The following is a 23,407-nucleotide window of genomic DNA, read 5'->3' on the forward strand; positions in this document are numbered from 1 at the left end:
GCCGAAAGGGCCGCATGCGACACCAGGCGGACTTACTTCAGCAAGCCTTTGGATTTAAGGAAGTCGGCCGCGACTTTTTTGGCGTCCTGCCCTTCCAGCTGAATCTTGGCATTCAGGCCTTGCAGCGTGGGGCCGTCGAGCAGCTTGAAGACCGGCGCCAGCACCTCCTTGATCTTGGGATGGTTCTTGAGCACCTCTTCCCGAACAATAGGCGCAGGCGCATAAATCGGTTGTACGCCCTTGGGGTCTTGCAGCACCACCAGGCCCAGTGCCGCCAGCGCGCCATCCGTGCCGTAGGCCATGGCGGCATTGACGCCCGAGGTCTTTTCGGCCGCAGCGCGCTCGGTGACCGCCGTGTCGCCACCGGCCAGCGTCAGGAGCTGCTCGGGTTTGAGCTTGAAGCCGTAAGCGGCCTGGAAAGCCGGCAAGGCGTCGGAGCGCTCCACAAACTCTGCCGAGGCAGCCAGCTTGAACTGTCCGCCCCCGCTCAGCCAGGGGCCCAGATCCTGCAGCGTCTTGAGTTTGCCAGCGGCGGCCACATCCTTGCGCACGGCAATCGCCCAGGTGTTGTTGGCAGGGGCAGGCTCCAGCCAGACGATCTTGTTTTTCTCGTAGTCCAGGGTCTTGACACGCTCGTAGCCCGCCTTGGCGTTCTTCCAGACCGGACTGGACTCCTCGCCGAACATGAAGGCGCCATTGCCGGTGTATTCGGGATAAAGATCAATCTCGCCGGCCGTGATGGCGCCGCGCACCACCTTGGTGTTGCCCAGCGAGGCCTTGTTTTCGGTCTTGATGCCGTTGGCCTCCAGCACCAGCACGATCATGTTGCCCAGCAGCTTGCCCTCGGTGTCTATCTTGGAGCCGACACGCACCGGCGCCGACTGCGCCAGCGCTCCGCCCATCGCCAAGGCTGCGGCCAGCAGCATGACGGCCCTGCGTTGGATTGATTTCATGTTGAGCACTCCCGGTTAAACAAAGCCGAATGAAGGGGCAAAGCAACGAGAAAACACGATACCTCAGAAACCGCCACCGCTCCAGAAACCCTGATTCTTAAGCAAAAAAGGCCTCCAGCCCAATAGGGACAAGTGCAAGCAGCTACCAAATCAGTAGCATGCAAGCTTTGGCCGGGCGCCGCCTTCAGGGAATCAGGCTCATGGCGTGCATATAAGCCGGGTGCAGCATCAACTCGTCCCACTCATGAGCCGGCGTCGTGGGCAGCAGGTCAAGCCGGCGCATCTCGCTGGATTCCAGCGCCTCCCACTGGCCTTTAAGCAAGGCTTCGGCCATGCCGTCAAGCAAGGCGTCCACCGGCTTGCCCTGGCCCACCGACTGGTTGCACAGCAGCACCATGTCGCAGCCGGCGTTCAGCGCGGCGATGGCGGCCTGGGTGTAGCTCACTTTCTTGCCATCAAGCAGGCGCGCGCCGGCCATGCTCAGGTCGTCGCTAAAAATGGCGCCGCCAAAACCGAGCTGGCCACGCAAGATGTAGGTCAGCCACTTCTCCGAAAAACCGGTGGGGCGGGCGTCCACCTTGGGATAGATCACATGCGCCGGCATCACGCTGCTGAGCGTGGTGTTAAGCCATTCGTAGGGCGCGGCGTCGTCGGCCAAAATGGCTTTGAGGCTACGCTTGTCGACCGGGATCTCGGTGTGCGAGTCGGCCTTGACGAAGCCGTGGCCGGGGAAATGCTTGCCGCAGTTGGCCATGCCGCTTTGCAGCAGGCCGTGCATCAGGCTCTTGGCCAGCATGGTCACGACACGCGGGTCGCGACCGAAGGCGCGATCGCCAATGACGCCGCTGGCGCCGAAGTCCAGATCCAGCACCGGCGTGAAGCTGAAATCCACGCCGCAGGCGCGCAGCTCGGCGCCCAGCACATAACCGCAGGCGGTGGCGGCGTTGGTGGCGGCCAGCTGGTCCTTGATCCAGCATTCGCCCAGGGCGCGCATGGCTGGCAAATGGGTGAAACCGTCGGTTTTGAAACGCTGCACGCGGCCGCCTTCATGGTCGACACAGATCAGCAAGTCGTTGCGAATGCTTTTGATCTCGGCGCAGAGTTCGCTCAGCTGCTGGCGGTTTTGCCAGTTGCGGCCAAACAGCACAATGCCGCCGGTCAGCGGGTGCTGCAGGCGACGGCGGTCGGCCGGGCTGAGCGTCAGGCCGGCGATATCGATGATCAGGGGAGCGTGTTCGGATACGTGGGAAGTCATGGGTTTAAAGGGTTTGTTTTGCGTATTCAACCACCACAAAGCTGGCGGCGTAATCGGTTTCATCGGTGACGGAGACATGGGCGCTGAGCTGCTGGGCCTCGAACCAGGTCTTGAGCCCGCCATGCAGGACGATCTCGGGCTTGCCGCTGGCGGCCTTGGCAATCTCGCACAGGCGCCAGCTCATGGGCAGGCGCATGCCTGTGCCTATGGCCTTGCTAAAGGCCTCCTTGGCCGAAAAACGGGTGGCGAGGTAGCTGACGCCGCGATCCGGCCAGCGCGCGCTGCGGCTCTTCCAGGTGACAAGCTCGCCATCGCTGAGGATTCTTTGGGCGAAGCGCTCGCCATGGCGCTCCAGGCTGGCGCGTATGCGCCGCACGTCGCAGATGTCGGTGCCTATGCCGTAGATCATATGGACGTCGCCCCCACGGTCGCGCACTGCGTGTCGCTCCCTGCCCCCCAAGGGGGCCGCTGCGCCTGCGGGCCGGCAAAGCCGGACCCGCGGCCCCGGCTGACAAAGAAAAGAAGATGCAACAACGTGTCCATCAAGCGACGGGGAACGCCTCGTCGATGCAGCGCAGGTAATCCTTCACCGTAGCGGCGTAGCCCAGCTCCAGCGCATCGGCAATCAGCGCATGGCCTATCGACACTTCGAGCACGCCGGGCACGGCGCGCAGGAATTCCGTGAGGTTGTCGCGGTTCAGGTCGTGGCCGGCATTCACTCCTAAATCAATAGCATGTGCCGCTCGTGCAGCCTGCGAAAACTGCTCTAAAGCCTTGTGTTTTTCCTTGCCAGACCAGGCCCGGGCATAGCTTTCGGTGTAGAACTCCACCCGGTCGGCACCCACCGCCTTGGCCATGGCCATGGCTTCGGGAATGGGGTCCATGAACAGACTGACCCGCACGCCGCGTGAATGCACTTGCTCTATCAGCGGCCGAAGGCGTTCGGCGTCATCCGGAAAGGTCCAGCCATGGTCGCTGGTGAACTGGCTCTCGCTGTCCGGCACAAAGGTGCACTGGTGCAGCGGCAAGCCCCGGGCGGACAAATTGCGCTCGAAATCCATCAGGTTATGAAAGGGATTGCCCTCGATATTGAATTCGCAGTGCGGCCAGTCCTTCATCAGCGCCGCCAACTCGTACACATCATCGGCCCGGATATGCCGCTCGTCGGGTCTGGGATGCACAGTGATGCCCTGGGCACCGGCCAGCAGGCACAGCTCGGCGGCACGCGTCACGCTGGGAATGTCCAGGTGGCGGGTGTTGCGCAGCAGCGCGACCTTGTTGATATTGACCGACAAGGCCGTTTTTTTAGCGCTTGAGGGAAGCTGTTTTTGGGGGGTCTGGGCGGTGATCATGGCGATGAACTCGGGTCGTTAAAGGGCTTGCAGGTCCATCATCATTTGCCGGGTTTTCAGGACCTTCACACCGCAATGGTAGTGCAGCATGGCACGCAACTGGGATTTAAGCTCGTTGAAACCAGGGATACAGGCACGCACGGTATCGGAAAACAGCGACTGGTCAGTGAGCGCCTGCTGCAGCGCCTGCCACTGCGCGCCAGGCAGGCTGACGCGGTCGTCGTCATGGGCCTGCCTGAGGCCGGCTTCGGCGACCAGAACGTAACGGGTGTCAGGCTGAAGTGGCGCCAGCGTTGCCGTTTCGGCATCCAGCAAGGGCAGCAAGCCGATGTCGCGCAGCAGACGCAGCTCGAAAGCCCGCAGCGCCAGTTGCAGCGTGTCCATGCTCTGGCTGGCAAGCAATTGCACCGTGGCCGAATAGGCGTCAAACAGCACGGGATGCGGGTCATCGCGGGCCAACAGACGCATCAGCAACTCATTGAGGTAATAGCCCGACAGCAAGGCGTCTCCCGTGGGCATGACATGACCGCCCTGCCATTCGGCGCTTTTGAGGTTGCGGATTTCTGCATCGCCGCCGAAAGCAATGTGCAGGGCCTGCATGGGCAGCAAAATCGGCCGGAAGCTGGAACTGGGTTTTTTGGCGCCGCGCGCCACCAGCGCCACCCGCCCATAGTGGCGGGTAAACACTTCCAGAATCAGACTGGATTCGCTCCAGTCGTAACGGTGCAGCACATAGGCGGACTCGTTACTGATGCGTAGGCTGGCCATAGGTGTCAGGCAAAAGATCCACAGCTCATCGCCAAGTCAGCGAGCAAAATCCAGCAGGGGCCGCGGAACCGGCTCCGCCGGGCCGCAGGCGCAGCAGCCCCCTCGGGGGGCAGGGAGCTACACGCAGTGAGCGACCGTGGGGGCCTCATTCATACCCGAAGGTCTTGACACGGGCTTCGTCGTCGGCCCAGCCGGAGCGGACCTTGACCCAGATCTCCAGAAACACCTTGCCGCCGGTCAGCTTTTCCAGCTCATGGCGAGCTTCCGTGCCTATGCGCTTGAGCTTCTCGCCCTTCTCGCCAATGATCATGCCCTTGTGGCCGTCGCGCTCGACAATGATGGTGGCGGCGATCTTGCGCAGATTGCCCTCTTCCCCGTACTGGTCAATCACCACGGTCGAGGTGTAAGGCAGCTCATCACCGGTGAGGCGGAACAACTTTTCGCGGATGATCTCGGCCGCCATGAAGCGGTCGCTGCGGTCGGTCAGCTCGTCGGCGCCATACATCCAGGGCTGCACCGGCAGGTATTTTTCGCAAATGCCGAACAGTCGCTCAATGTCCTTGGCATTGTTGGCCGACATGGGCACAAACTCGGCAAAGTCGTGGCGCTCCTGCATGGAACGCAGCCAGGGGGCGATTTCGGCGCGGCGGTGAATCAGGTCAAACTTGTTGGCCAGCAAGATGGCCGGCGTTTTGGGGGGCAGCAGCGCCAGCACCTTGGCATCGGCCAGGTTGAACTGGCCGGCTTCGACGACAAAAACAATCAGGTCCACATCATTGACGGCGCCCACCACCGTACGGTTCAGCGAACGATTCAGGGCATTGCCATGCCGGGTCTGAAAGCCAGGGGTGTCGACAAAGACGTACTGGGTAGAGTTGACGGTGCGCATGCCGGTGATACGGTGGCGCGTGGTCTGCGCCTTGCGCGAGGTGATGCTGACCTTCTGGCCCACCAGTGCATTGAGCAAGGTGGATTTGCCCACGTTGGGTTTGCCGACGATGGCAATCAGGCCGCAACGCTGCTCACCCACGGGGGGCTTTTCGGCCGCTGGCTCAGCCGCGCCCCGCGCTGACAAGGCCTGGGCCAGCATGGCCTCCAGTGCATCGGGGGCTTGACCCGGCTCTATGGGTTGCGCCGATGGCGTGGCCGCCGCTTGCTTGGGCTCTTTTTTAGCTGTACTCATAATTTTGACTCAATGGTGTTGGGCTGCGGCGTGTCACGTCGGAAACGCAGATTCAGGATTTCAATGTTTTGACAAATGCCAGCATGGCAGCCGCCGCCGCCTGCTCGCCGGCCCGCCGCGAGCCTCCGATGCCGCGTTCGGCCCGGCCGTATTCGGCGATCTCGCATTCCACATCAAATGTCTGCTTGTGCGCCGCGCCCATGGTGCCAACCACCCGGTAAATGGGCAGATTCATTTTGCGCCCTTGCAACCACTCCTGCAATTCGGTTTTCGGATCTTTGCCGATCGCCTGCATCTGGGGGTTGATTTCCACGTCCTTGAACAGGCGACGCACCAACTCGTCGGCCTTGTCATAGCCAGCATCCAGGTAGACCGCGCCTATCACCGCTTCCAGCGCGTCTGCCAGGATGGAGGGGCGCTTGTGCCCGCCCGACTTGGCCTCGCCTTCGCCCAAGCGCAGCAGGTCGGGCAGGCCCAGCACCACGGCCAGCTTGTGCAGGGTGTCCTGTTTGACGAGATTGGCTCGCACGCGGGACAGATCGCCCTCGGGCAACTGGCTCAGCTCCTCATACAGCAGGCCGGCCACCGCCAGATTCAGGACGGAGTCGCCCAGAAACTCGACACGTTCGTTGTGATCAGCGGAAAAGCTGCGATGCGTCAGCGCCTGCGCAAGCAGTTTGGGATTGGCAAAATCGTGCTGCAGACGTTTTTGCAATGCCAGTAGTTCTGGACTTGAGGTGGCACTGGCTCGCACTTATTTGGATCGACCGTTGTACTTGAGTAATAAGAAGGCGGGACCCGCCATGTGAATTTCCCGGGTGTAGGCAAAAGAGACGACTGTTTTGTCGCCTTCCTTGGTCACTTCCAGGTCTTTTCCGGAAATCGAATGAATATCATCAATTTGCGCGGCCTTGTCGAAAATGGACTTCACTTCGGGAACCGTGCTGCCAGCGGCGGCTTTGCTGGCCGCCTTGGTTATGGCTTGAAACTCTATCAGCGTAGGCACTACTTGGGCCACCAGGATACCGGCGCAGGCCAGTACGCCACCGACAAACAGAAGACCGATGAAGGAGATGCCACGTTGCTGATGTTTCATTTTTTTCCTGTGCGATGAGAACAAAGACAAAACCACGATGAGTACTGATGGGGAGAGCGCTGCGAGAGCGTCACCCCGCAGAACTACTGGAAACCGCCAATACGCTTGAGATTGCCGAAATTCATCCAGACAAAAAAGGCCTTACCCACGATATTTTTCTCGGGAACAAAGCCCCAATAACGGGAATCCAGCGAATTATCGCGGTTGTCGCCCATCATGAAGTACTGGCCTTCTGGCACCTTGCAGACCACGCCTTCGCTGCTGTAGCGGCAGTTTTCCTTGTAGGGAAAATTGTCAGCACCGGCAATGAAGGCTGGGCGGTCGTCGTCGTTGAGCAGGCGATAAGTCCTGTCGCCGTTGGTTTCCTCAAACTGCTTGGCGTAACGCAGTGCGTCCACATCGAAGAAATCGGCCAAGGGCGTCTTGGGCAAAGGCTTGCCGTTGATGGTGAGCTTCTTGTTCAGATAAGCCACCTCGTCGCCGGGCACGCCAACCACACGCTTGATGTAGTCCAGGCTGGGCTTGGGGGGGTAACGGAACACCATCACGTCGCCGCGCTGCGGGCTATGGTTATCCAGAATCTTGGTATTGATGACGGGCAGGCGCACGCCATAGTGAAATTTATTCACCAGAATCAGGTCGTTGACCAACAGGGTTGGAATCATCGAGCCCGAAGGAATCTTGAAGGGCTCGAACAGGAAGGAGCGCAACAGAAAGACCACCACGATCACCGGGAACAAACCGGCGGTCCAGTCCAGCCACCAGGGCTGCATGATGAGCTTGGTTTTTGCTTCGCGGGTGTTGTCGTCGACCTGGTTGATACCCATCTTGGCCAACTCGGCCTGGCGTTTTGCTGCGCTGGCTTCAAGCGCGACAACGGCTTGGCGCCGTTGCGGCAAAAAGTAAAACCGCTCAGCCAGCCAGTAGATGCCAGTGACCGCGGTTGCCAGAAACAGCAGCAGGGAAAAGTTGCCTTCCACCACGCCAAAATACCAGGCGGCGCCGTAACCGACAAAGGCCGCCAACACCACCGCAGTGATGGAACTCATTGCACCGCGCATTAATCTTCTACCTGCAATATGGCCAGGAAAGCCTCTTGGGGCACTTCCACCGAACCGATTTGTTTCATGCGTTTTTTACCCGCCTTTTGTTTTTCGAGAAGCTTCTTTTTGCGTGAAATATCGCCGCCGTAGCATTTGGCGATCACGTTTTTACGAAGCGCCTTGATTGTCTCACGGGCAATAATATTGGCGCCAATGGCCGCCTGGATCGCCACGTCGAACTGCTGACGCGAAATGATTTCGCGCATCTTGGCCACCACGGCCCGTCCACGGTAGGCCGACTGGCTGCGGTGAACGATGATGGAAAGGGCATCGACTTTGTCGCCGTTCAGCAAAATGTCGACCTTCACCACGTCGGAGGCGCGGAATTCCTTGAACTCGTAATCCATCGAGGCATAGCCGCGCGAGACGGATTTAAGCTTGTCAAAGAAATCAAGCACGATCTCGCCCAGCGGCATCTCGTAGGTCAGCATGACCTGCTTGCCGTGGTAGGCCATGTTCATCTGCACGCCACGCTTTTGGTTGGCCAGTGTCATGACCGCACCCACATAGTCTTGCGGCATATAAAGATGCACGGTGACTATGGGCTCACGGATTTCGTTGATGCGCCCTCCGTCGGGAATCTTCGAGGGATTTTCAACCTTGATCAGCTCGCCATCGGCCTTGAGCACCTCGTACACCACACTGGGTGCCGTCGTGATCAGATCCTGGTCAAACTCCCGCTCCAGCCGCTCCTGGACGATTTCCATGTGAAGCAGGCCCAGGAAACCGCAACGGAAGCCAAAACCGAGGGCCTCGCTGACTTCCGGCTCGTAATGCAGCGAAGCATCATTGAGTTTGAGTTTTTCCAGCGCGTCGCGCAGCGACTCGTACTCACTTGCCTCCGAGGGATAAAGACCCGCAAACACCTGTGGCTGGATTTCCTTGAAGCCGGGCAAGGCCTCCGTGGCGGTGAAAGCCGCACCACCCGTGCCACCCTTGATCAGGGTGATGGTGTCGCCCACGCGCGCCGCCTGAAGCTCCTTGATACCGGCAATCACAAAACCCACTTCGCCGGCTTCTAGTGACTGGCGCGGCTCATTGTGCGGGGTAAAAACACCCAACTGCTCGGCGTTGTAGGTCGCCTCGCTGGCCATGAGTTTGATGCGGTCGCCCCTGGCGAGCCGCCCGTCCACCACGCGCACCAGCATGACCACGCCCACGTAGGCGTCATACCAGCTGTCAATAATCATGGCGCGCAGGGCCGCATCGGGATTGCCATTGGGTGGCGGAATACGGGCCACAACGGCTTCCAGAATCTCGTCAATGCCCATGCCGGTCTTGGCGCTGCAGGGAATCGCGTCAGCTGCATCGATGCCAATCACATCCTCGATTTCCTGCTTGGCATTGTCGGGGTCGGCCTGCGGCAAATCCATTTTGTTGAGTACCGGCACAACCGTCACACCCAGGTCCAGCGCGGTATAGCAATTGGCCACGGTCTGCGCCTCAACACCCTGGCTGGCATCGACGACCAGCAACGCACCTTCGCACGCGGAGAGCGACCGGCTCACTTCATAAGAGAAGTCGACATGGCCCGGTGTATCGATCAGATTGAGGTTGTAGATCTGGCCATCGAGTGCCTTGTACTTCAGCGCAGCGGTCTGCGCCTTGATGGTTATCCCACGCTCTTTTTCGATGTCCATTGAATCAAGCACCTGCGCACTCATCTCTCGATCCTGCAAGCCACCACAGCGCTGAATTAGGCGGTCTGCGAGAGTGGATTTACCGTGATCAATATGCGCAATGATCGAAAAATTTCTGATGTGATTCATCAACGAGAACGCCTAAGTACTTGAAAATATTACGAAGAGATTGGGGATTCTTCGCAAGGACCATAAAAAAGGGCGCGTCGAGTGGTGACGCGCCCTGAACCAACAATCTATGGCAACTGCGATAGTTGGGACTTCATTGTAGGCAAAAAGCCAGTCACGAACAGCCCCAAAACGGCCATATTTTTGACGTTGCAGACTAGCAACAGGAATCTTATGCACAACTTATGCACAATTTTATACTGTTTCACCGTGGACAACTTGTGGGTGAGCTGTGGATCAAGCCTGCACAGTCCAAATCAAACACAAATCGTGACCTTTAAGCACTTACATATGCCAAAAAATCACAAAGATCCTATGAATTATAACCAAATCCACTATTAAATGAATTGCAAATGTTAGCGAGCACCAACATTTTTTCGATCATTTTCCTACTTAAATATATTTTTTAACGCTCTCGCAACGACAGCGCGACGAGAAATAAGCTCGGCAATGAGGGTTTAAGGAGGCGCCAGAACCATCCAGCGCAGCCCCCGAAAGACCGGTCACAGACCCGTGCCACAGGTCTCAATCAATCAGCGCGTTGGCCGAATCACCACGTACTGCGCCCACTCGCCGCGTCGGATCAACACCGTCACGGCCTTGGACTTGACCGTTTTAGCCAGCACAGCTTCGAACTCCTTGACGTTGGTGATTTCGGTGTTGGCAACCGCCACAATCACATCGCCTTCACGCAGTCCGGCGCGGGCCGCCCCACCTTCAACGGCATCCACAGTGACGCCGCCCTTGATCTTGAGCTCCTTCTTCTGCGCATCAGTCAACTCGCTGACCGCCATGCCCAGGGCTTGTGCCGCCCCAGTCACTGGCGCTTTAGACTCCGGATCCGAAGCTTTGCGAGCGGGCTTGTCCGCCTCGACTTCGGCAATCACGACCGTCAGATCTTTGGTGGCGCCGCGCCTGAACACGGTCACCACGGACTTGGTGCCGGGCTTGACGTTACCGACCAGGCGCGGCAGGTCGCTGGGTTTTTCAATCGACTTGCCATCAAACTTGATGATGATGTCGCCGGCTTCAATGCCGGCCTTTTCTGCAGGCGCGCCGCTTTCAATGCCGCGCACCAAAGCGCCTTGAACCTTGCCCAGCCCTATGGACTCTGCCACCTCCTTGGTGACTTGATCAATCTGCACGCCGATGCGGCCGCGTGTGACCTTGCCGCTGCTGCGCAGCTGATCGGACACGCGCGTTGCCTCGTCAATGGGAATCGAAAAAGAGATGCCCTGGAAGCCGCCGGAACGAGAGTAAATCTGGCTGTTGATACCCACGACTTCCCCCCGCATATTGATCAGGGGGCCGCCCGAATTGCCAGGGTTGATGGCCACATCGGTCTGGATGAAAGGCAGGTAGTCGCCGGTATCGCGTTGTTTGGCGCTGACGATCCCTGCCGTCACGGTATTTTCAAGGCCAAACGGCGATCCGATCGCCATCACCCACTCGCCCACCTTCAGGCGATTGATATCGCCAATTTTCACGGCGGGCAGGCCAGCGGCCTCAATCTTGACCACAGCCACGTCGCTGCGCTTGTCGGCTCCAATGATCTTGGCCTTGAATTCACGCTTGTCAGGCAAGGTAACGATGACCTCATCAGCGCCATCGACCACATGGGCATTGGTCATGATGAAGCCGTCGGCCGTGAGAACGAAACCCGAACCTACGCCACGCGGCTGCTCTTCATCCGGCTGATTGCGATCCGGGCGCGGAGCGCGCGGCAGATTGGGTGGCACGGGAATGCCGAAGCGCTTGAAAAACTCCAGCATTTGTTCGTCAACGCCGCCCGCGCCCGATGCCTTGACTTTTTCCAGGGTACGGATGTTGACCACCGACGGCCCCACCTGCTCCACCAGATCGGTAAAGTCTGGCAGCGTTCGAGTTTGCGCCCACGCCGGGGCGACAGGCAACACGGCCGTCGTGGCAACAACAGCCATCAGACTCGCCGCCAGAAAAGGGCGCAAAGGGTTCCAGTTCAATTCAAGCATCATCAGCCTTTTCATAAATAGGGAAAGTCAGGCAAGTCGACTCATCGACAAAAAACGGAATCAGGCAAGCAAGAGCGCGCTGAGCACTCTTGTATTGTGCAAACTTCTGGTGGCATTGCGGCGGCAAACACCGGTTTTATTACTTCTTGTGTTCCAGTCCGCTGGCAAAGAGGCGCAAGGTGCTCATGGGAACCTCACCCATGACGGTGATCCAGTAGGCATCAAGCTGCCTGGTCATGGTCTGGGTTGCCCCGAGAGAAAGACTAGAGGCCTTGTCGTGGCGCTGGCGATCAAAAGGCTCGATGAAGATGGAGACCGCCGCCAGGCCATCGGAGAAAATCCATTGCAAAGATGCTTCCTCGGGCGCCGCACCCGCCGCCGTGGCGGCCAGCACCGGGCGCTTGTAGCAGCTCATGGTCTTGAAGCCCGCCACCGGCGCCTTCAGCACCCAGCCTTCGGCGCTCGCAGTGGTTTTGAGCAGCACGGGCTTGTCAACGCGATAGCCTTCGACCTTGCCCATCATCTGAATCAGATTGTCCATTTTGACCGGCGCGTCCAGCTGCAACTCTGAAAATGCAGCCTGCTCAAGCACCTGGCCATCGGTGCCCAGCGTCTGCAGCTTCACCACCAGACCATTTTTGCGCTCGGTCCAGACACGATAGCCAAAGCGCATTTTGTCTTTGGGAGCCAGCCTGATGACGTCGGCCTCGACGCCGGCCACGCGATCGGCCCCTTCCAGCTTGACCTTGTAGAAATTGGCGATTTGGCTGTCGGCAGACTGAAACAATTGGGGAAACATCCCCAGGGATTCGCGCTTTTCGCTACGCACCACCTTGTGCTCAGGCATGAAGGTCAGTACCTGATCGTTATGCCGAAAGATCGAGCGCGGCGAGCCCGTCAGGGTTTCAACCCTGTCCACCTGCTGATTGCCTTCGCACGCATGCCAGATTTTGGCGCTGGACATGATCCCGCCCGATGACACCACAAAGGTTCCGATGTAGGCACGGTTTCTTGATGCCTCATGCATGCGTAGCAACCAGTCATTCAGGCTCCTGGATTCGGCCGGCGCGGCCGAAGACTGCGCGGGGCTCTGCGCAGCTACATAATTAATAGCTGTCAGCGCATATGCAATAAGGGCTAGAGCCCTAAAACACTTGAAATTCATGAGCATATGAAGAGTGTCCCGCAACTCAGAATCCTTTTAACGGCCTGCAGCCTGCGGCATTTCAAAAGTGGTGTTGAGCAGAAAGCCAGAAGGCTCTTGCAACGCAAAAGTAGCGCCCAGTTGTTTGTGCGCTGCCAGCAATTCCTCCAGCCTGGCATCGCGCACCATGGGGCCTTGTGGCGAAGCCACCAGCACCTGCTGCGCCCCCCCGGGGGCCTGGGCCAGCTGAGGCGCTGCTGGCAGCAAACCTGAGGTATTCCAGGCAATCGCGGAAATGGCTGCCAGTGAGGCCAGGCCAGCCACCAGCTTCCAGCGGAAATTGCCATCATTGGAGGCCGGGCCGCGGCGCTGCAGGGAGTGCGAGGCAGGCACCGCCTTGATGATCGGCACCGCGGCAACAGGCTCAGCCGCACCCAGCGCCGAAGCCAGTGGTGCCTCTTGCGCCAGGCGCCGGTTGAGCTGGCTGACAAACTCGCGCTCAGCCGCCACCGTCACGGGGGCAGCGCTGTGACCCGGCGCGCGCAACACATCACCAATCAGGTGGTAGGTACTCCAGCTCGAAAGTGCCGACTCGTCGTGCTGGCAAGCCTGCAGGGCAGCAGCCAATTCATCGCGCTCCAATTGACCATCGACCAGGGCCGACATGAGTTCAGGGGTTTGCATAGACGGGTTCATGGTGTTCCTGGGCAGCAAATCTGCCGGTATCAAATATCTGAAAACTAGCCCTGATTCATGGGTTCATCAACGACTCAGCGGTGCTGCTGTCTGGCCTGGCCAAGCCCGTCACCAACGCTTGCCCGACTGGTTTTCAAGCAAAGGCTTGACCTTCTCCGAAATCGCTTCACGCGCCCGAAAAATACGGGAGCGCACCGTGCCTATCGGGCAACTCATGGCATCCGAAATTTCCTCGTAACTCAAACCTTCTATTTCGCGCAAGGTGATGGCCTGACGCAGTTCTTCCGGCAGCGCATCCATGGCGGCATTGATAATTTCCGCTATTTCCTTGCTCGCCAACACGGCATCCGGCGTTTCTGAACTGGTTAGTTCGTTTTCGACCGGAGAAGTTTCATCGTCATCCGCCGATTTGTAGGTGTTTTCCGATACCGTTGGGTTGCGCTTGAGATCCATCAAGGCCTTTTTGGCCGTATTCACAGCAATCCGGTACAGCCAGGTGTAAAACTGGGCCTCACCCCTGAATTGCGCCAAGGCCCGGTAGGCCCGGATAAAGGTCTCCTGGGCGATATCTTCGACCAGATCGACATCACGAACCATGCGCCCTATCAGACGCTGAATGCGTCGCTGGTACTTGATGACCAGCAGTTCAAACGCTTTTTGATCACCCGCGACAGCGCGCTCGACCAGCATGGCGTCGCTGTCTGTCGCCTTCTCGGCCGGCAGCGGGGGAAGCTCGGTGCTCATGACTTGATTCGCCTGACAGAATGCATAGCGTTCGATACTGCCACAGCCGCAGACGGCGATAACGCGGGCTCCGCAGACAATAAATCGTGTGGCGGCAACTGGGCAGCGGACGACTTGCCCGGTGAATACACAGCCCGGCGCAAATCCAGCCAGCGCTCGGGCATGGCATTGCGCTCCAGCCACAGCCACAAACGGCCACCGGACTGGTTTTCGAGTCGGAGCAACAACGCTTGCTGAAAATCGGCAATCACGGAAACCTCGTGTTCGGCGCTACCAATCTGATAGCTGCCCGGCTCCCAATGCCAAACCTCACCATCCCACGCCAACTGACCTGCCTGGGCGGCGCCAGTCCAGCCACGACGCGCGGCCAAGCCAGCCCCCACTACGGCGACCAAGCCCACCAGCATGCGCCAATCGAACAAGCGGGTTTGCTCAAACCACAGCAGCACCGACAACAAGCCAGCCAACCACAGCGCGAACAGAAAGCGGCCCAGAAAACGCGAACGCCCCAGCGGATAGACAACCGGCGGGGCGTTATGAAGACTCAAGACAGTCAGGAGCTTGGTGCGCTTGAACGGGAACAATCAGACCAGGTCAGGCACGCTTGAAGACCAGCGTGCCATTGGTGCCGCCAAAACCGAAATTGTTTTTGACCGCAATTTCAATATTGGCATCGCGCGCGGTATTGGCACAGTAGTCCAGGTCGCACTCCGGATCCTGGTTGAAAATATTGATGGTGGGCGGGATCTTCTGATGATGCAGAGCGAGCACGGTGAACACCGACTCTATGCCACCCGCGCCACCCAGCAAGTGGCCGGTCATGGATTTGGTAGAGCTGACCACCATGTTTTTGGCATGGTCGCCGAATGCCGCCTTGAGGGCATTGGTTTCGTTCAGGTCGCCCAGCGGCGTGGACGTGCCATGGGCGTTAAGGTATTGCACCTCATCGGGATTCACACCGGCATTTTTCAATGCCATGACCATGGAACGACGGGGACCATCAATATCGGGCGCCGTCATGTGATAAGCGTCGGCACTCATGCCAAAGCCAATGACTTCGGCGTAAATCTTCGCGCCACGCGCTTTGGCGTGTTCGTACTCTTCCAGCACCACCACGCCACTGCCCTCGCCCAGCACAAACCCGTCACGGTCCTTATCCCAGGGACGCGAGGCTGTTTTGGGGTCGTCGTTGCGGGTAGACAGGGCTCGGGCCGCGGCAAAACCGCCAAGACCCAGAGGCGAGACGCAGGACTCGGCGCCGCCAGCAATCATCACGTCGCAATCGCCATATTCAATCATGCGGGCCGACTGGCCGATGGCATGAAGGCCGGTGGTGCAAGCGGTGACAACCGCAATATTGGGGCCCTTGAAGCCGAACTTGATGGAGACATGACCGGAAATCATGTTGATGATGGATGCCGGCACAAAAAATGGCGAAATGCGGCGTGGGCCGCGGTTCGTCAACTCGGTGTGCGTCTGCTCGATCATGGGCAAGCCGCCAATGCCAGAGCCGATGTTGCAACCGATGCGCGTCGCCATCTCATAGTCAAGTGCCTCGCCCGTTGGCAAGCCACTGTCGGCCACGGCCTGGCACGCTGCGGCCAGGCCCAGATGAATGAAGCGGTCCATATGCCGGGCTTCTTTTTCGGGGATGTAATCCGCGATATTGAATCCCTTGACCTCTCCGGCAAATTTGCAAGCAAAGTTGCTTGCATCAAAACCCGTGATCAGATCAATTCCCGAAGTTCCGGAAAGCAAGCTGGCCCAGGAATCGGCAACGGTATTTCCAACCGGGCTGACACAACCCAGACCTGTCACGACGACACGACGACGGCTCATTCAGTAATCCTGAAAAAAACCTGAAAAAACCGCGAATGGCTTTTCAGGTTTGATAACGACAAAGGCGCGAAACCTTAGGCTTTTTGATGGGTGTTCGCGTAGTCAATCGCGTTTTGCACGGTGGTGATTTTCTCGGCATCTTCGTCCGGAATCTCAATGCCAAACTCGTCTTCCAGGGCCATGACCAGCTCTACGGTGTCCAGCGAATCAGCGCCCAAATCGGCCACAAAGGCTTTTTCGCTGGTGACTTGACCTTCTTCCACGCCAAGTTGCTCGGCAATGATTTTCTTAACACGTGCTTCGATATCGCTCATAGATCCCTCTGAGGGTTGTAAATTAATCCGTGATTTTACCGCGTTAGAGTTGTTGCCCTAAGCGCCGGGCCGGACGGATAAAAACCGGCGACGATTTTTTGTGTTTTACCACTGCCATGCAGCCGCCTCGCGAAACCCGCAAGGTCGGCAAGGTCAGCGGCTGGCACTACATATACATGCCACCATTGACATGAATTTCCTGACCCGTGATGTAAGCCGCTTGCGGACTGGCGACAAACGCCACGGCGTGCGCAATATCTTGTGGCTTACCCAGATGGCCCAGCGGAATTTGGCCCAGCAGGGCTTTTTGCTGCTCTTCAGGCAAGTGGGCCGTCATGTCGGTTTCAATGAAACCCGGCGCCACGCAATTGACCGTGATGTTGCGCGAGCCCAGCTCGCGCGCCAGCGCGCGCGTCATGCCAGCCACGCCGGCCTTGGCGGCCGCGTAATTGGACTGACCGGCATTGCCCGAAGCGCCCACCACCGAGGTGATGCTGATGATGCGGCCATAGCGCTGCTTCATCATGGTGCGCATAACAGCGCGGCTCATGCGAAACACTGCCTTGAGATTGGTGTCCATCACGGCATCCCAATCGTCGTCTTTGAGGCGCATCGCCAGCATGTCCCGCGTGATGCCGGCATTGTTTACCAGCACCTGCAAACCACCGTACTCCTTGACGATGTCGTCGATCAAGGCCTCTGCGGCCACCGCGTCGTTCACATTCAGGTTCTTGCCACCACAGCCGGGAAATGCGGCCAGGGTTTGGCTGATTTTGGCCGCACCCTGATCGCTGGTCGCCGTGCCAATCACTTTCAGGCCTTTTTGGGCCAGTTCCAAGGCAATGGCGGCGCCTATGCCGCGCGATGCTCCGGTGACCAGCGCAACCTGTCCTTCAAACTTGACTTCGCTCATGCCAGCATCTCCTTCACTTCAGCCAACGAGGCCGGATCAAACAGGGGGGCGCCCGTCAGCGCGGGATCAATTCTTTTCGCCATGCCGGCCAGCACCTTGCCCGGCCCGCATTCAACCAGCGTAGTCAAGCCGCGCGCCTGGATGGCTTGCACGCACTCGACCCAACGCACCGGACCAAAAGCCTGGCGATACAAAGCCGCCCGAATGCGATCAGCATCCGTCTCTATGGTCACGTCAATATTGTTGATGACCGGGATCTGGGGCGCCGCAAACTGAACGTCCGCCAGTTTTTCCTTGAGCTTCTCGGCTGCCGGCTTCATCAGGCTGGAATGGAAGGGGGCCGAAACCGGCAAGGGCAAGGCGCGCTTGGCACCGTTGGCCTTGAGCACTTCACAGGCCTTTTCCACGGCAGCCTTGCTGCCGGCAATGACGGTCTGCATCGGGTCATTGAAATTGACGGCCTCCACGATTTCCAAGCTATTTTGGCCAAAAGCGCCCGTCACCTCTGCGCAACCAGCTATCACTTTAGTAGCATCCATACCCAAAATCGCCGCCATCGCGCCGACACCGACGGGCACGGCGTCCTGCATGGCCTGCGCCCGAAAACGCACCAGGGGCGCGGCCTGCGCCAGCGACAACACGCCCGAGGCCACCAGTGCGGAATACTCGCCCAGCGAGTGGCCGGCCACCACGGCCGGCGCAGCGCCAGTCTCGGCCATCCAGGCCCGGTATGCCGCCACACCGGCCACCAGCATCACAGGCTGGGTGTTGGTGGTCAGGGCCAGCGCCTCTTTCGGGCCTTCCTTGATCAACTGAGCCACATCCTGAGCCAGCGCATCAGAGGCTTCCTCCAGTGTCTGCCTGATGACGGGGTGATCGCCCCACGCGTCCAGCATGCCGACAGACTGCGAGCCCTGGCCGGGAAAAACAAAAGCGAACGATTTCAAATAATTACTCCGGTTAGCAAGCCTTGAGAGGTATCAAGACCCATTTTAAGAAAATGCCTGATGCTCTTATCCGGGTCCACTGCGGACAAGGGCCGCTCCGGCGCCCCGGCCTCGCGTCAGCAACAGTCTGACGCCAAACTTCAGCGACTGGAACAGCGCAGCCGTCGCCAGCCAAGGGTCCAGAAGATAGTCCCACAGATTGGTCGACTCCAGCAACCCGGCCGTCCAGGCGAGCAAAGCCAGAGCCACCACCATGGGCAAAAGCCGCAGACCCCGGACCCAGCAAAATACCGACAAGGCCAACAAGGCCAGCCACAGGCCTGGCGCACCCCAGCCCAGCCTATAGGCATCCCAGTCGCCCCAGCCCAGCGCAAGCGGATATAAAAACAAGGCGGTCGCAGCGAGCACGCCATTCAAGGCCATTCGCTCGCGCTTCTCCAAGGCGCCAAGCCCGAGCAGACGGCGCCCCAGGCTCAGAGCAGCCAAGGCCACCAGCGTAATGCTCAGATCAGAACTGATGCCCCGTACATAGGCCAGCAGCGGCAACTGAGCGGCCCCCACCGGCATCCATAAAATGACAAAGCAAGCAGCGCCCACCCATTTGGACCAGGCACTGGCCTGACTAAAGTCGCGCCGCCAATTCAACAGTCGCAACAGCCCGGCGCAAAGCACCAGATCAATGCCCAGCAAGGCGACAAAGTCAGTGAGAGGCGGCAGCATGGCTGGGAACTGCCGGAGCAGCTAAAACAGGTTGCAGGGGATCGAGCCGAACATGCTTGATGCGCGTACGGTGCCAGGTGTAAATCAGATGGATGAAACCATCACGACTTTGCAGCAAATAGGGATAGGAAAATTCCTGCGAGCAACTGTCGGCGCCGCACAGCTGGCGCTTGGCGCTGGTCAGATAAGCCTGAGTCTGCGCCTCGCTGGCGCCGCGCGCCCTGAGCTCGTCACCCAGCAAACGCTCATAGTCGCCCGTGGGAATACGGGCTTTCGTGCTCTTTGTCGACTCCACGATCCAGGGTCGTACGCCATCGAAGCTGGCGCCTGTTTTGGCCTGCAGCAGCGCAAGGACTTCGCGATTGCTGGGAGCCGGGTTCAAGGCCAGCCATTGCGTGCCGTGACCGGTCACAACCCCGGCCAGCGCAGAGTCCGGGTTGGGCCAGGCTGTTGCATGGGTGTCAGACCAGGTCTTGCCGGCATCGCCGGTGGCGGAAGCCATCAGGGCTCGCGCATTGCCCGAGCGCATATAGACCTGCGCCTGCTCAGGCCCGGCAACGAGCAGCACGGGCTGCAAGCTGGTTCGACTGCCTGGAATGCGGGTTTTGTCGACCACCTGCCCCTGGGCGTTGATGCGCAAGACTTCAGCAAATTTCGTCACAAACTCGTGGTACACCGGCAGCCCGATTTGCCCATCCAGATAAGCCACAGGCGCACCCTTGACCAAGGTGCTGATGTTGATAAAAGGTGAGGTGACCAAACGCCTGGGCTCACTCCAGCTCACCCCCTCATCCGTGGAACGCGTCCAGGAAATGGAGCTGCCGGCCCAGCCGCCCAGCGACACATTGACAGTCCAGAGCAAGAGCGACCCGTCGGGGGCTCGGGCTATCACGGGATTGCCGAGCTTTTTCACATAACGCCAAAGGCCTTGCTGAAGCCGAATGCGGTCCAGCAGTGTGCTTTCCTCGCTCCAGCGCAAGCCCTGCGCATCCATCACGGCGGTGCGTATGGCCACGTCTGCCGCCCCTTCGCGGGAGCCTGAAAACCAGACCGCGCGCAAACGGCCATCGTCTAATTCGACAAGAGAGGCCGCATGCACGGCCTGGCCGGGAGAAGAAGAGACAAACTGCGCATCAAAGCGAAAGCTGCCATCGGGCGACAACTGCTGAGGCAGGTTTGCCTGCGACATGACTTTTGGAGTGCTCGCCAGCGCTGTCGCCTGCTGGGGCACACTGACAAAGCCCGCCGCGGGCAAGCGGCTCATCGTTTTCCAACCGGCCAAAACAAAGGCCAGTACCAGCAAAAGCAGCGCGGAGCGTTCCATCCCGACGCTCAAGCCAGAGGGTCTGAGATTCATGCAAGCACCTGTCTGCCAGGGGCGGGCTTAAGAAAAGAAGCCCTCATCTCAGTAGTTGAGAAGCACGGCACCCCAGGTGAAGCCTCCGCCCACGCCTTCGAGCATGAGGGTGTCGCCTTTTTTGATCTTGCCGCTACGCACGGCCGTATCCAGCGCCAGCGGAATCGACGCGGCCGAGGTATTGCCATGCTGGTCGACCGTGACGATCAGTTTTTCCAGCGGCATCTTCAGCTTTTTGGCGGTACTTTGCATGATGCGGATATTGGCCTGATGCGGAATCAGCCAGTCGATATCGGCATCGGTCAGATTCGCCTTGGCCAGCGTGGCGCGGGCCGCGCTTTCCAGCACTCCCACGGCCAGCTTGAACACGGCCTGACCGTCCATTTTGAGCAAGGGCTGACCCAGCACCTTGCCACCCGATACATGGCCAGGCACACACAGAATGCCGACATGCTTGCCGTCCGCATGCAGATCGCTGGCAAGAATGCCAGGCGTCTCCGAGGCTTCCAGTACCACGGCACCGGCGCCGTCACCGAACAGTACGCAGGTGGTGCGATCGGAAAAATCAAGAATGCGCGAGAACACTTCCGCGCCTATCACCAGCGCCTTGTTGGCGGAGCCCGTTTTGATCATGGCATCGGCCACGGTCAAGGCATAAACAAATCCGCTGCAAACCGCCTGAACATCAAAGGCAGCGCAACCGGCAATACCCAGTTTGTTTTGCAAAATGCAGGCCGCGGACGGAAACACCATGTCCGGCGTCGAGGTGGCAACAATGATGAGATCAATGTCAGACGCCTGCAAACCGGCCGCCTCGAGCGCGTGCTTGGCCGCCTCCACGCCCAGATCGCTACTGGACACATCGGCTGCTGCAAAGTGGCGCGCCCGAATGCCGGTGCGCTCCACAATCCATTCATCGGAAGTTTCAACGCCCTGGCTTGCCAGCTCGGCTGCCAGATCGGCGTTGGTCAGTCGGCGTGGTGGCAAATAACTACCAGTGCCGGTAATGCGTGAATAACGGGTCATTAATTAATGTGCCGAGGTTGAAACGATTGCGTCAACTGGCGTTGAAGAGACCACTGACGCTGCATCGGATAGCGGCGCCACTCGTGCAGCGGCCAACAATGGAGCAGCGTGGGCAATGCGTTCGCGAACTCTCTCAAGCAAGTTGTTCCGAGCCGCATCATAAGCCCGATTAAGTGCCCGCTCGAAAGCAAAGGCATCGGCCGAGCCATGGCTCTTGAACACCAGGCCTTGCAGGCCCAGCAGCGCAGCGCCGTTGTAGCGTCTATGGTCAACTCGATTTTTAAATGCAGCTAAGACCGGATAGGCAACGATAGCGGCAATTTTCGTCAAGAAGTTGCGAGAAAACTCCGCCTTGATAAAGCCGCCTATCATGCTGGCCAGGCCTTCGCTGGCCTTGAGGGCCACATTGCCGACAAAGCCGTCGCACACCACGATATCCGTCGTGCCCTTGAAAATGTCGTTGCCCTCGACATTTCCATAAAAATTGAGATCGCCAGAATTGGATGCTGATCGCAACAATTCGCCGGCTTTTTTGATAATTTCGCTGCCCTTGATCGCCTCTTCGCCAATATTCAGCAAGCCGACGCTGGGCGCGGGCTTGTTGCTGATGGCTGCCACCAAGGCAGAACCCATGACGGCGAACTGTAGCAAATGGTCTTCCGTGCAATCAACATTGGCACCCAGATCCAGCACGGTGGTGGCACCGCCTGTCGCATTGGGCAGCTGCGTAGCAATGGCCGGCCTGTCTATGCCATCCATGGTTTTCAGCACGTAGCGGGCAATCGCCATCAGGGCACCGGTGTTGCCGGCCGACACGGCGGCCTGAGCAACGCCGTCCTTGACCTGATTCATCGCCACCCGCATGGACGAATTTTTCTTGCGCCTGAGGGCAATTTCTATCGGGTCGTCCATGGTGACGACCTCGCTGGCGGCCACGATCTGACAACGGGCGTGCGACTGCAGCCGGGCGTACAGCGGATGCGCAGCCAAAATTTCCGGCTGACCCACCAAGACCACGGCGGCCTCGGGGTGAGCATCCAGAAACGCCAAGCTGGCCGGAATGGTGACGGCGGGACCGACGTCACCCCCCATGGCATCGACAGCGATCCTGATCATGAGACGACCGGTGCAGTCAAAAATTGGAGCTTAGACAAAAGAAAGGCCCGCAGTATGAGTGCGGGCCAGTACTCAAAGCGTGAAATTACGCTTCGGCTTTGGTTTTCAACACTTTGCGGCCACGGTAGAAACCGGTGGGGCTGATGTGGTGGCGCAGATGGATTTCGCCGGTGGTGGATTCCACAGCGATACCTGGCACGTTCAGTGCGTTGTGCGAACGGTGCATACCGCGCTTGGAAGGTGACTTTTTGTTCTGCTGGACGGCCATGTTCCGCTCCTGAGGGGGTGTAGGGTTGGTAAATTACGCACCAGAGATTTTGACTCCAAGCAGCTGGGCCGTATGGGGCCGCAACACTGCATTGGTACGCGAAGCCTTTGATTATAGCCCGATACCGGACAATTTTCACCAGACCCCGTTTTAGCTGTCTTTTGCGGTACACAGACACAGCACATTGACCGACAAATTCAGCACCGAATTCAGCGCCGAATTCAGCGCCGAACGCTGCAGCAACGGCTATTTTTTCTTCTTGAGTTGCGCCAGCACGGCAAAGGGATTGGGCTTTTCAGTGGTTTCGCCCGCAATCTCTGCCTCGCCAGCGCTCAGCGTGGGCGCCACTGGACAGGCCTCATGCATGGGCACCAGCGGCAAAGCCATCAACAACTCGTCTTCCAGCACCGCCAGCAAATCAAACTGTGGTGCCATGACCAGCAAATCCTCTTCGGACTGGTCGTCTTCCGCCATGGCGATGTCCTCATCTGCCACAAAGCGATACCACTGATCAACCTCCAAGGGCGTGGCCACGGCGCTCATGCAACGCTGACAGGTCAGCGGTATCGACGTGGTGGCCTGCAAATGCAGCCAGACCTCGTCGTCGGCACCGGTACGCGGCCGCAATTCTGCCCTGGCTTGCCAATTCACAACAGAATCCGGCTCCAGCCCATGCGCCTCCTGCGCAAGGCGCTCCAAATTTTGTAGCAAAGTGGTTTCGACGAGGGGCACGCCGTCTTGGGCGAAGGCCTGGATATTGAGATGGTTGGCTTGAAGAGATCTGGTCATGCTGGCAGTGTAAGAGAATCGGAGC

25 protein-coding genes are annotated in these 23,407 nt (G+C 59.0%); all 25 read right to left on the reverse strand.

Annotated features, from left to right (window positions below; genetic code table 11):
• Nucleotides 1-32: 32 nt before the first annotated feature.
• The 25 genes from BM160_RS03875 to BM160_RS03995 all read right to left on the reverse strand — a co-directional run bounded on the left by BM160_RS03875 (nt 33) and on the right by BM160_RS03995 (nt 23,382).
• Nucleotides 33-953, reverse strand: a complete 921-nt coding sequence (locus BM160_RS03875; RefSeq protein WP_092000783.1) for a glycine betaine ABC transporter substrate-binding protein OsmF — start codon at nt 951-953, stop codon at nt 33-35.
• Nucleotides 954-1,137: 184 nt separating this feature from the next.
• Nucleotides 1,138-2,208: a beta-N-acetylhexosaminidase gene (gene nagZ, locus BM160_RS03880; RefSeq protein ID WP_092000786.1), complete on the reverse strand. Its 1,071-nt coding sequence runs from the start codon at nt 2,206-2,208 to the stop codon at nt 1,138-1,140.
• A gap of 4 nt (nt 2,209-2,212) precedes the next feature.
• Nucleotides 2,213-2,617: a holo-ACP synthase gene (gene acpS / locus BM160_RS03885; protein ID WP_092000790.1), complete on the reverse strand. Its 405-nt coding sequence runs from the start codon at nt 2,615-2,617 to the stop codon at nt 2,213-2,215.
• Between the two features lie 133 nt (nt 2,618-2,750).
• On the reverse strand, nt 2,751-3,560 hold the full coding sequence (locus BM160_RS03890; RefSeq protein ID WP_092000793.1) for a pyridoxine 5'-phosphate synthase: 810 nt from the start codon (nt 3,558-3,560) through the stop codon (nt 2,751-2,753).
• An 18-nt stretch (nt 3,561-3,578) separates the two neighbouring features.
• On the reverse strand, nt 3,579-4,328 hold the full coding sequence (gene recO, locus BM160_RS03895) for a DNA repair protein RecO (RefSeq protein ID WP_092000796.1): 750 nt from the start codon (nt 4,326-4,328) through the stop codon (nt 3,579-3,581).
• A gap of 145 nt (nt 4,329-4,473) precedes the next feature.
• Nucleotides 4,474-5,511: a GTPase Era gene (gene era, locus BM160_RS03900; RefSeq protein WP_092000799.1), complete on the reverse strand. Its 1,038-nt coding sequence runs from the start codon at nt 5,509-5,511 to the stop codon at nt 4,474-4,476.
• Between the two features lie 52 nt (nt 5,512-5,563).
• Entirely contained in the window at nt 5,564-6,265 is a 702-nt protein-coding gene (gene rnc, locus BM160_RS03905; RefSeq protein ID WP_092000802.1) for a ribonuclease III, read from the reverse strand.
• On the reverse strand, nt 6,266-6,607 hold the full coding sequence (locus tag BM160_RS03910; protein WP_092000806.1) for a DUF4845 domain-containing protein: 342 nt from the start codon (nt 6,605-6,607) through the stop codon (nt 6,266-6,268).
• A gap of 83 nt (nt 6,608-6,690) precedes the next feature.
• Entirely contained in the window at nt 6,691-7,656 is a 966-nt protein-coding gene (lepB, locus tag BM160_RS03915) for a signal peptidase I (RefSeq protein ID WP_092001240.1), read from the reverse strand.
• Between the two features lie 11 nt (nt 7,657-7,667).
• Nucleotides 7,668-9,479: a translation elongation factor 4 gene (gene lepA / locus BM160_RS03920; RefSeq protein ID WP_092000808.1), complete on the reverse strand. Its 1,812-nt coding sequence runs from the start codon at nt 9,477-9,479 to the stop codon at nt 7,668-7,670.
• A 572-nt stretch (nt 9,480-10,051) separates the two neighbouring features.
• Nucleotides 10,052-11,509, reverse strand: coding sequence for a DegQ family serine endoprotease (locus tag BM160_RS03925; protein WP_092001243.1), 1,458 nt, complete (start codon nt 11,507-11,509; stop codon nt 10,052-10,054).
• A gap of 139 nt (nt 11,510-11,648) precedes the next feature.
• Nucleotides 11,649-12,680, reverse strand: a complete 1,032-nt coding sequence (locus BM160_RS03930; protein ID WP_092000811.1) for a MucB/RseB C-terminal domain-containing protein — start codon at nt 12,678-12,680, stop codon at nt 11,649-11,651.
• A 30-nt stretch (nt 12,681-12,710) separates the two neighbouring features.
• Complete coding sequence (locus BM160_RS03935) at nt 12,711-13,349, reverse strand: sigma-E factor negative regulatory protein (RefSeq protein WP_092000813.1); 639 nt, start codon at nt 13,347-13,349, stop codon at nt 12,711-12,713.
• Nucleotides 13,350-13,457: 108 nt separating this feature from the next.
• On the reverse strand, nt 13,458-14,093 hold the full coding sequence (gene rpoE / locus BM160_RS03940; RefSeq protein WP_092000816.1) for an RNA polymerase sigma factor RpoE: 636 nt from the start codon (nt 14,091-14,093) through the stop codon (nt 13,458-13,460).
• A complete protein-coding gene (locus BM160_RS03945) occupies nt 14,090-14,641 on the reverse strand; it encodes a protein YgfX (RefSeq protein ID WP_092001246.1) in 552 nt (183 codons plus the stop codon). Before BM160_RS03945 ends, rpoE begins: the two co-directional genes overlap by 4 nt.
• Before the next feature lie 46 nt (nt 14,642-14,687).
• A complete protein-coding gene (gene fabF, locus BM160_RS03950) occupies nt 14,688-15,932 on the reverse strand; it encodes a beta-ketoacyl-ACP synthase II (protein WP_092000820.1) in 1,245 nt (414 codons plus the stop codon).
• Nucleotides 15,933-16,006: 74 nt separating this feature from the next.
• Nucleotides 16,007-16,246 (reverse strand): acyl carrier protein, encoded by a 240-nt coding sequence (gene acpP / locus BM160_RS03955; protein ID WP_011484542.1) that lies wholly within the window; start codon nt 16,244-16,246, stop codon nt 16,007-16,009.
• Nucleotides 16,247-16,412: 166 nt separating this feature from the next.
• On the reverse strand, nt 16,413-17,159 hold the full coding sequence (gene fabG / locus BM160_RS03960; RefSeq protein WP_092000824.1) for a 3-oxoacyl-ACP reductase FabG: 747 nt from the start codon (nt 17,157-17,159) through the stop codon (nt 16,413-16,415).
• Entirely contained in the window at nt 17,156-18,106 is a 951-nt protein-coding gene (fabD, locus tag BM160_RS03965) for an ACP S-malonyltransferase (RefSeq protein ID WP_092000827.1), read from the reverse strand. Before fabD ends, fabG begins: the two co-directional genes overlap by 4 nt.
• 66 nt (nt 18,107-18,172) lie before the next feature.
• Entirely contained in the window at nt 18,173-18,826 is a 654-nt protein-coding gene (locus tag BM160_RS03970) for a hypothetical protein (RefSeq protein WP_092000832.1), read from the reverse strand.
• Complete coding sequence (locus BM160_RS03975) at nt 18,807-20,183, reverse strand: sialidase family protein (RefSeq protein ID WP_255368616.1); 1,377 nt, start codon at nt 20,181-20,183, stop codon at nt 18,807-18,809. The genes BM160_RS03970 and BM160_RS03975 overlap by 20 nt, the downstream gene beginning before the upstream one ends.
• A 48-nt stretch (nt 20,184-20,231) precedes the next feature.
• Nucleotides 20,232-21,209, reverse strand: a complete 978-nt coding sequence (locus BM160_RS03980; protein ID WP_092000835.1) for a beta-ketoacyl-ACP synthase III — start codon at nt 21,207-21,209, stop codon at nt 20,232-20,234.
• 3 nt (nt 21,210-21,212) lie between these two features.
• On the reverse strand, nt 21,213-22,325 hold the full coding sequence (gene plsX, locus BM160_RS03985; RefSeq protein ID WP_092000838.1) for a phosphate acyltransferase PlsX: 1,113 nt from the start codon (nt 22,323-22,325) through the stop codon (nt 21,213-21,215).
• An 85-nt stretch (nt 22,326-22,410) separates the two neighbouring features.
• Nucleotides 22,411-22,593, reverse strand: coding sequence for a 50S ribosomal protein L32 (gene rpmF, locus BM160_RS03990; RefSeq protein ID WP_011802449.1), 183 nt, complete (start codon nt 22,591-22,593; stop codon nt 22,411-22,413).
• 246 nt (nt 22,594-22,839) lie between these two features.
• Nucleotides 22,840-23,382 carry a YceD family protein gene (locus tag BM160_RS03995; protein WP_177218903.1) on the reverse strand — a complete coding sequence of 181 codons (543 nt, stop codon included), beginning with the start codon at nt 23,380-23,382 and terminating at the stop codon, nt 22,840-22,842.
• Nucleotides 23,383-23,407: the final 25 nt, after the last annotated feature.

The sequence above is a fragment of the Polaromonas sp. OV174 genome, from assembly GCF_900112285.1.
GTDB lineage: Bacteria > Pseudomonadota > Gammaproteobacteria > Burkholderiales > Burkholderiaceae_C > Polaromonas.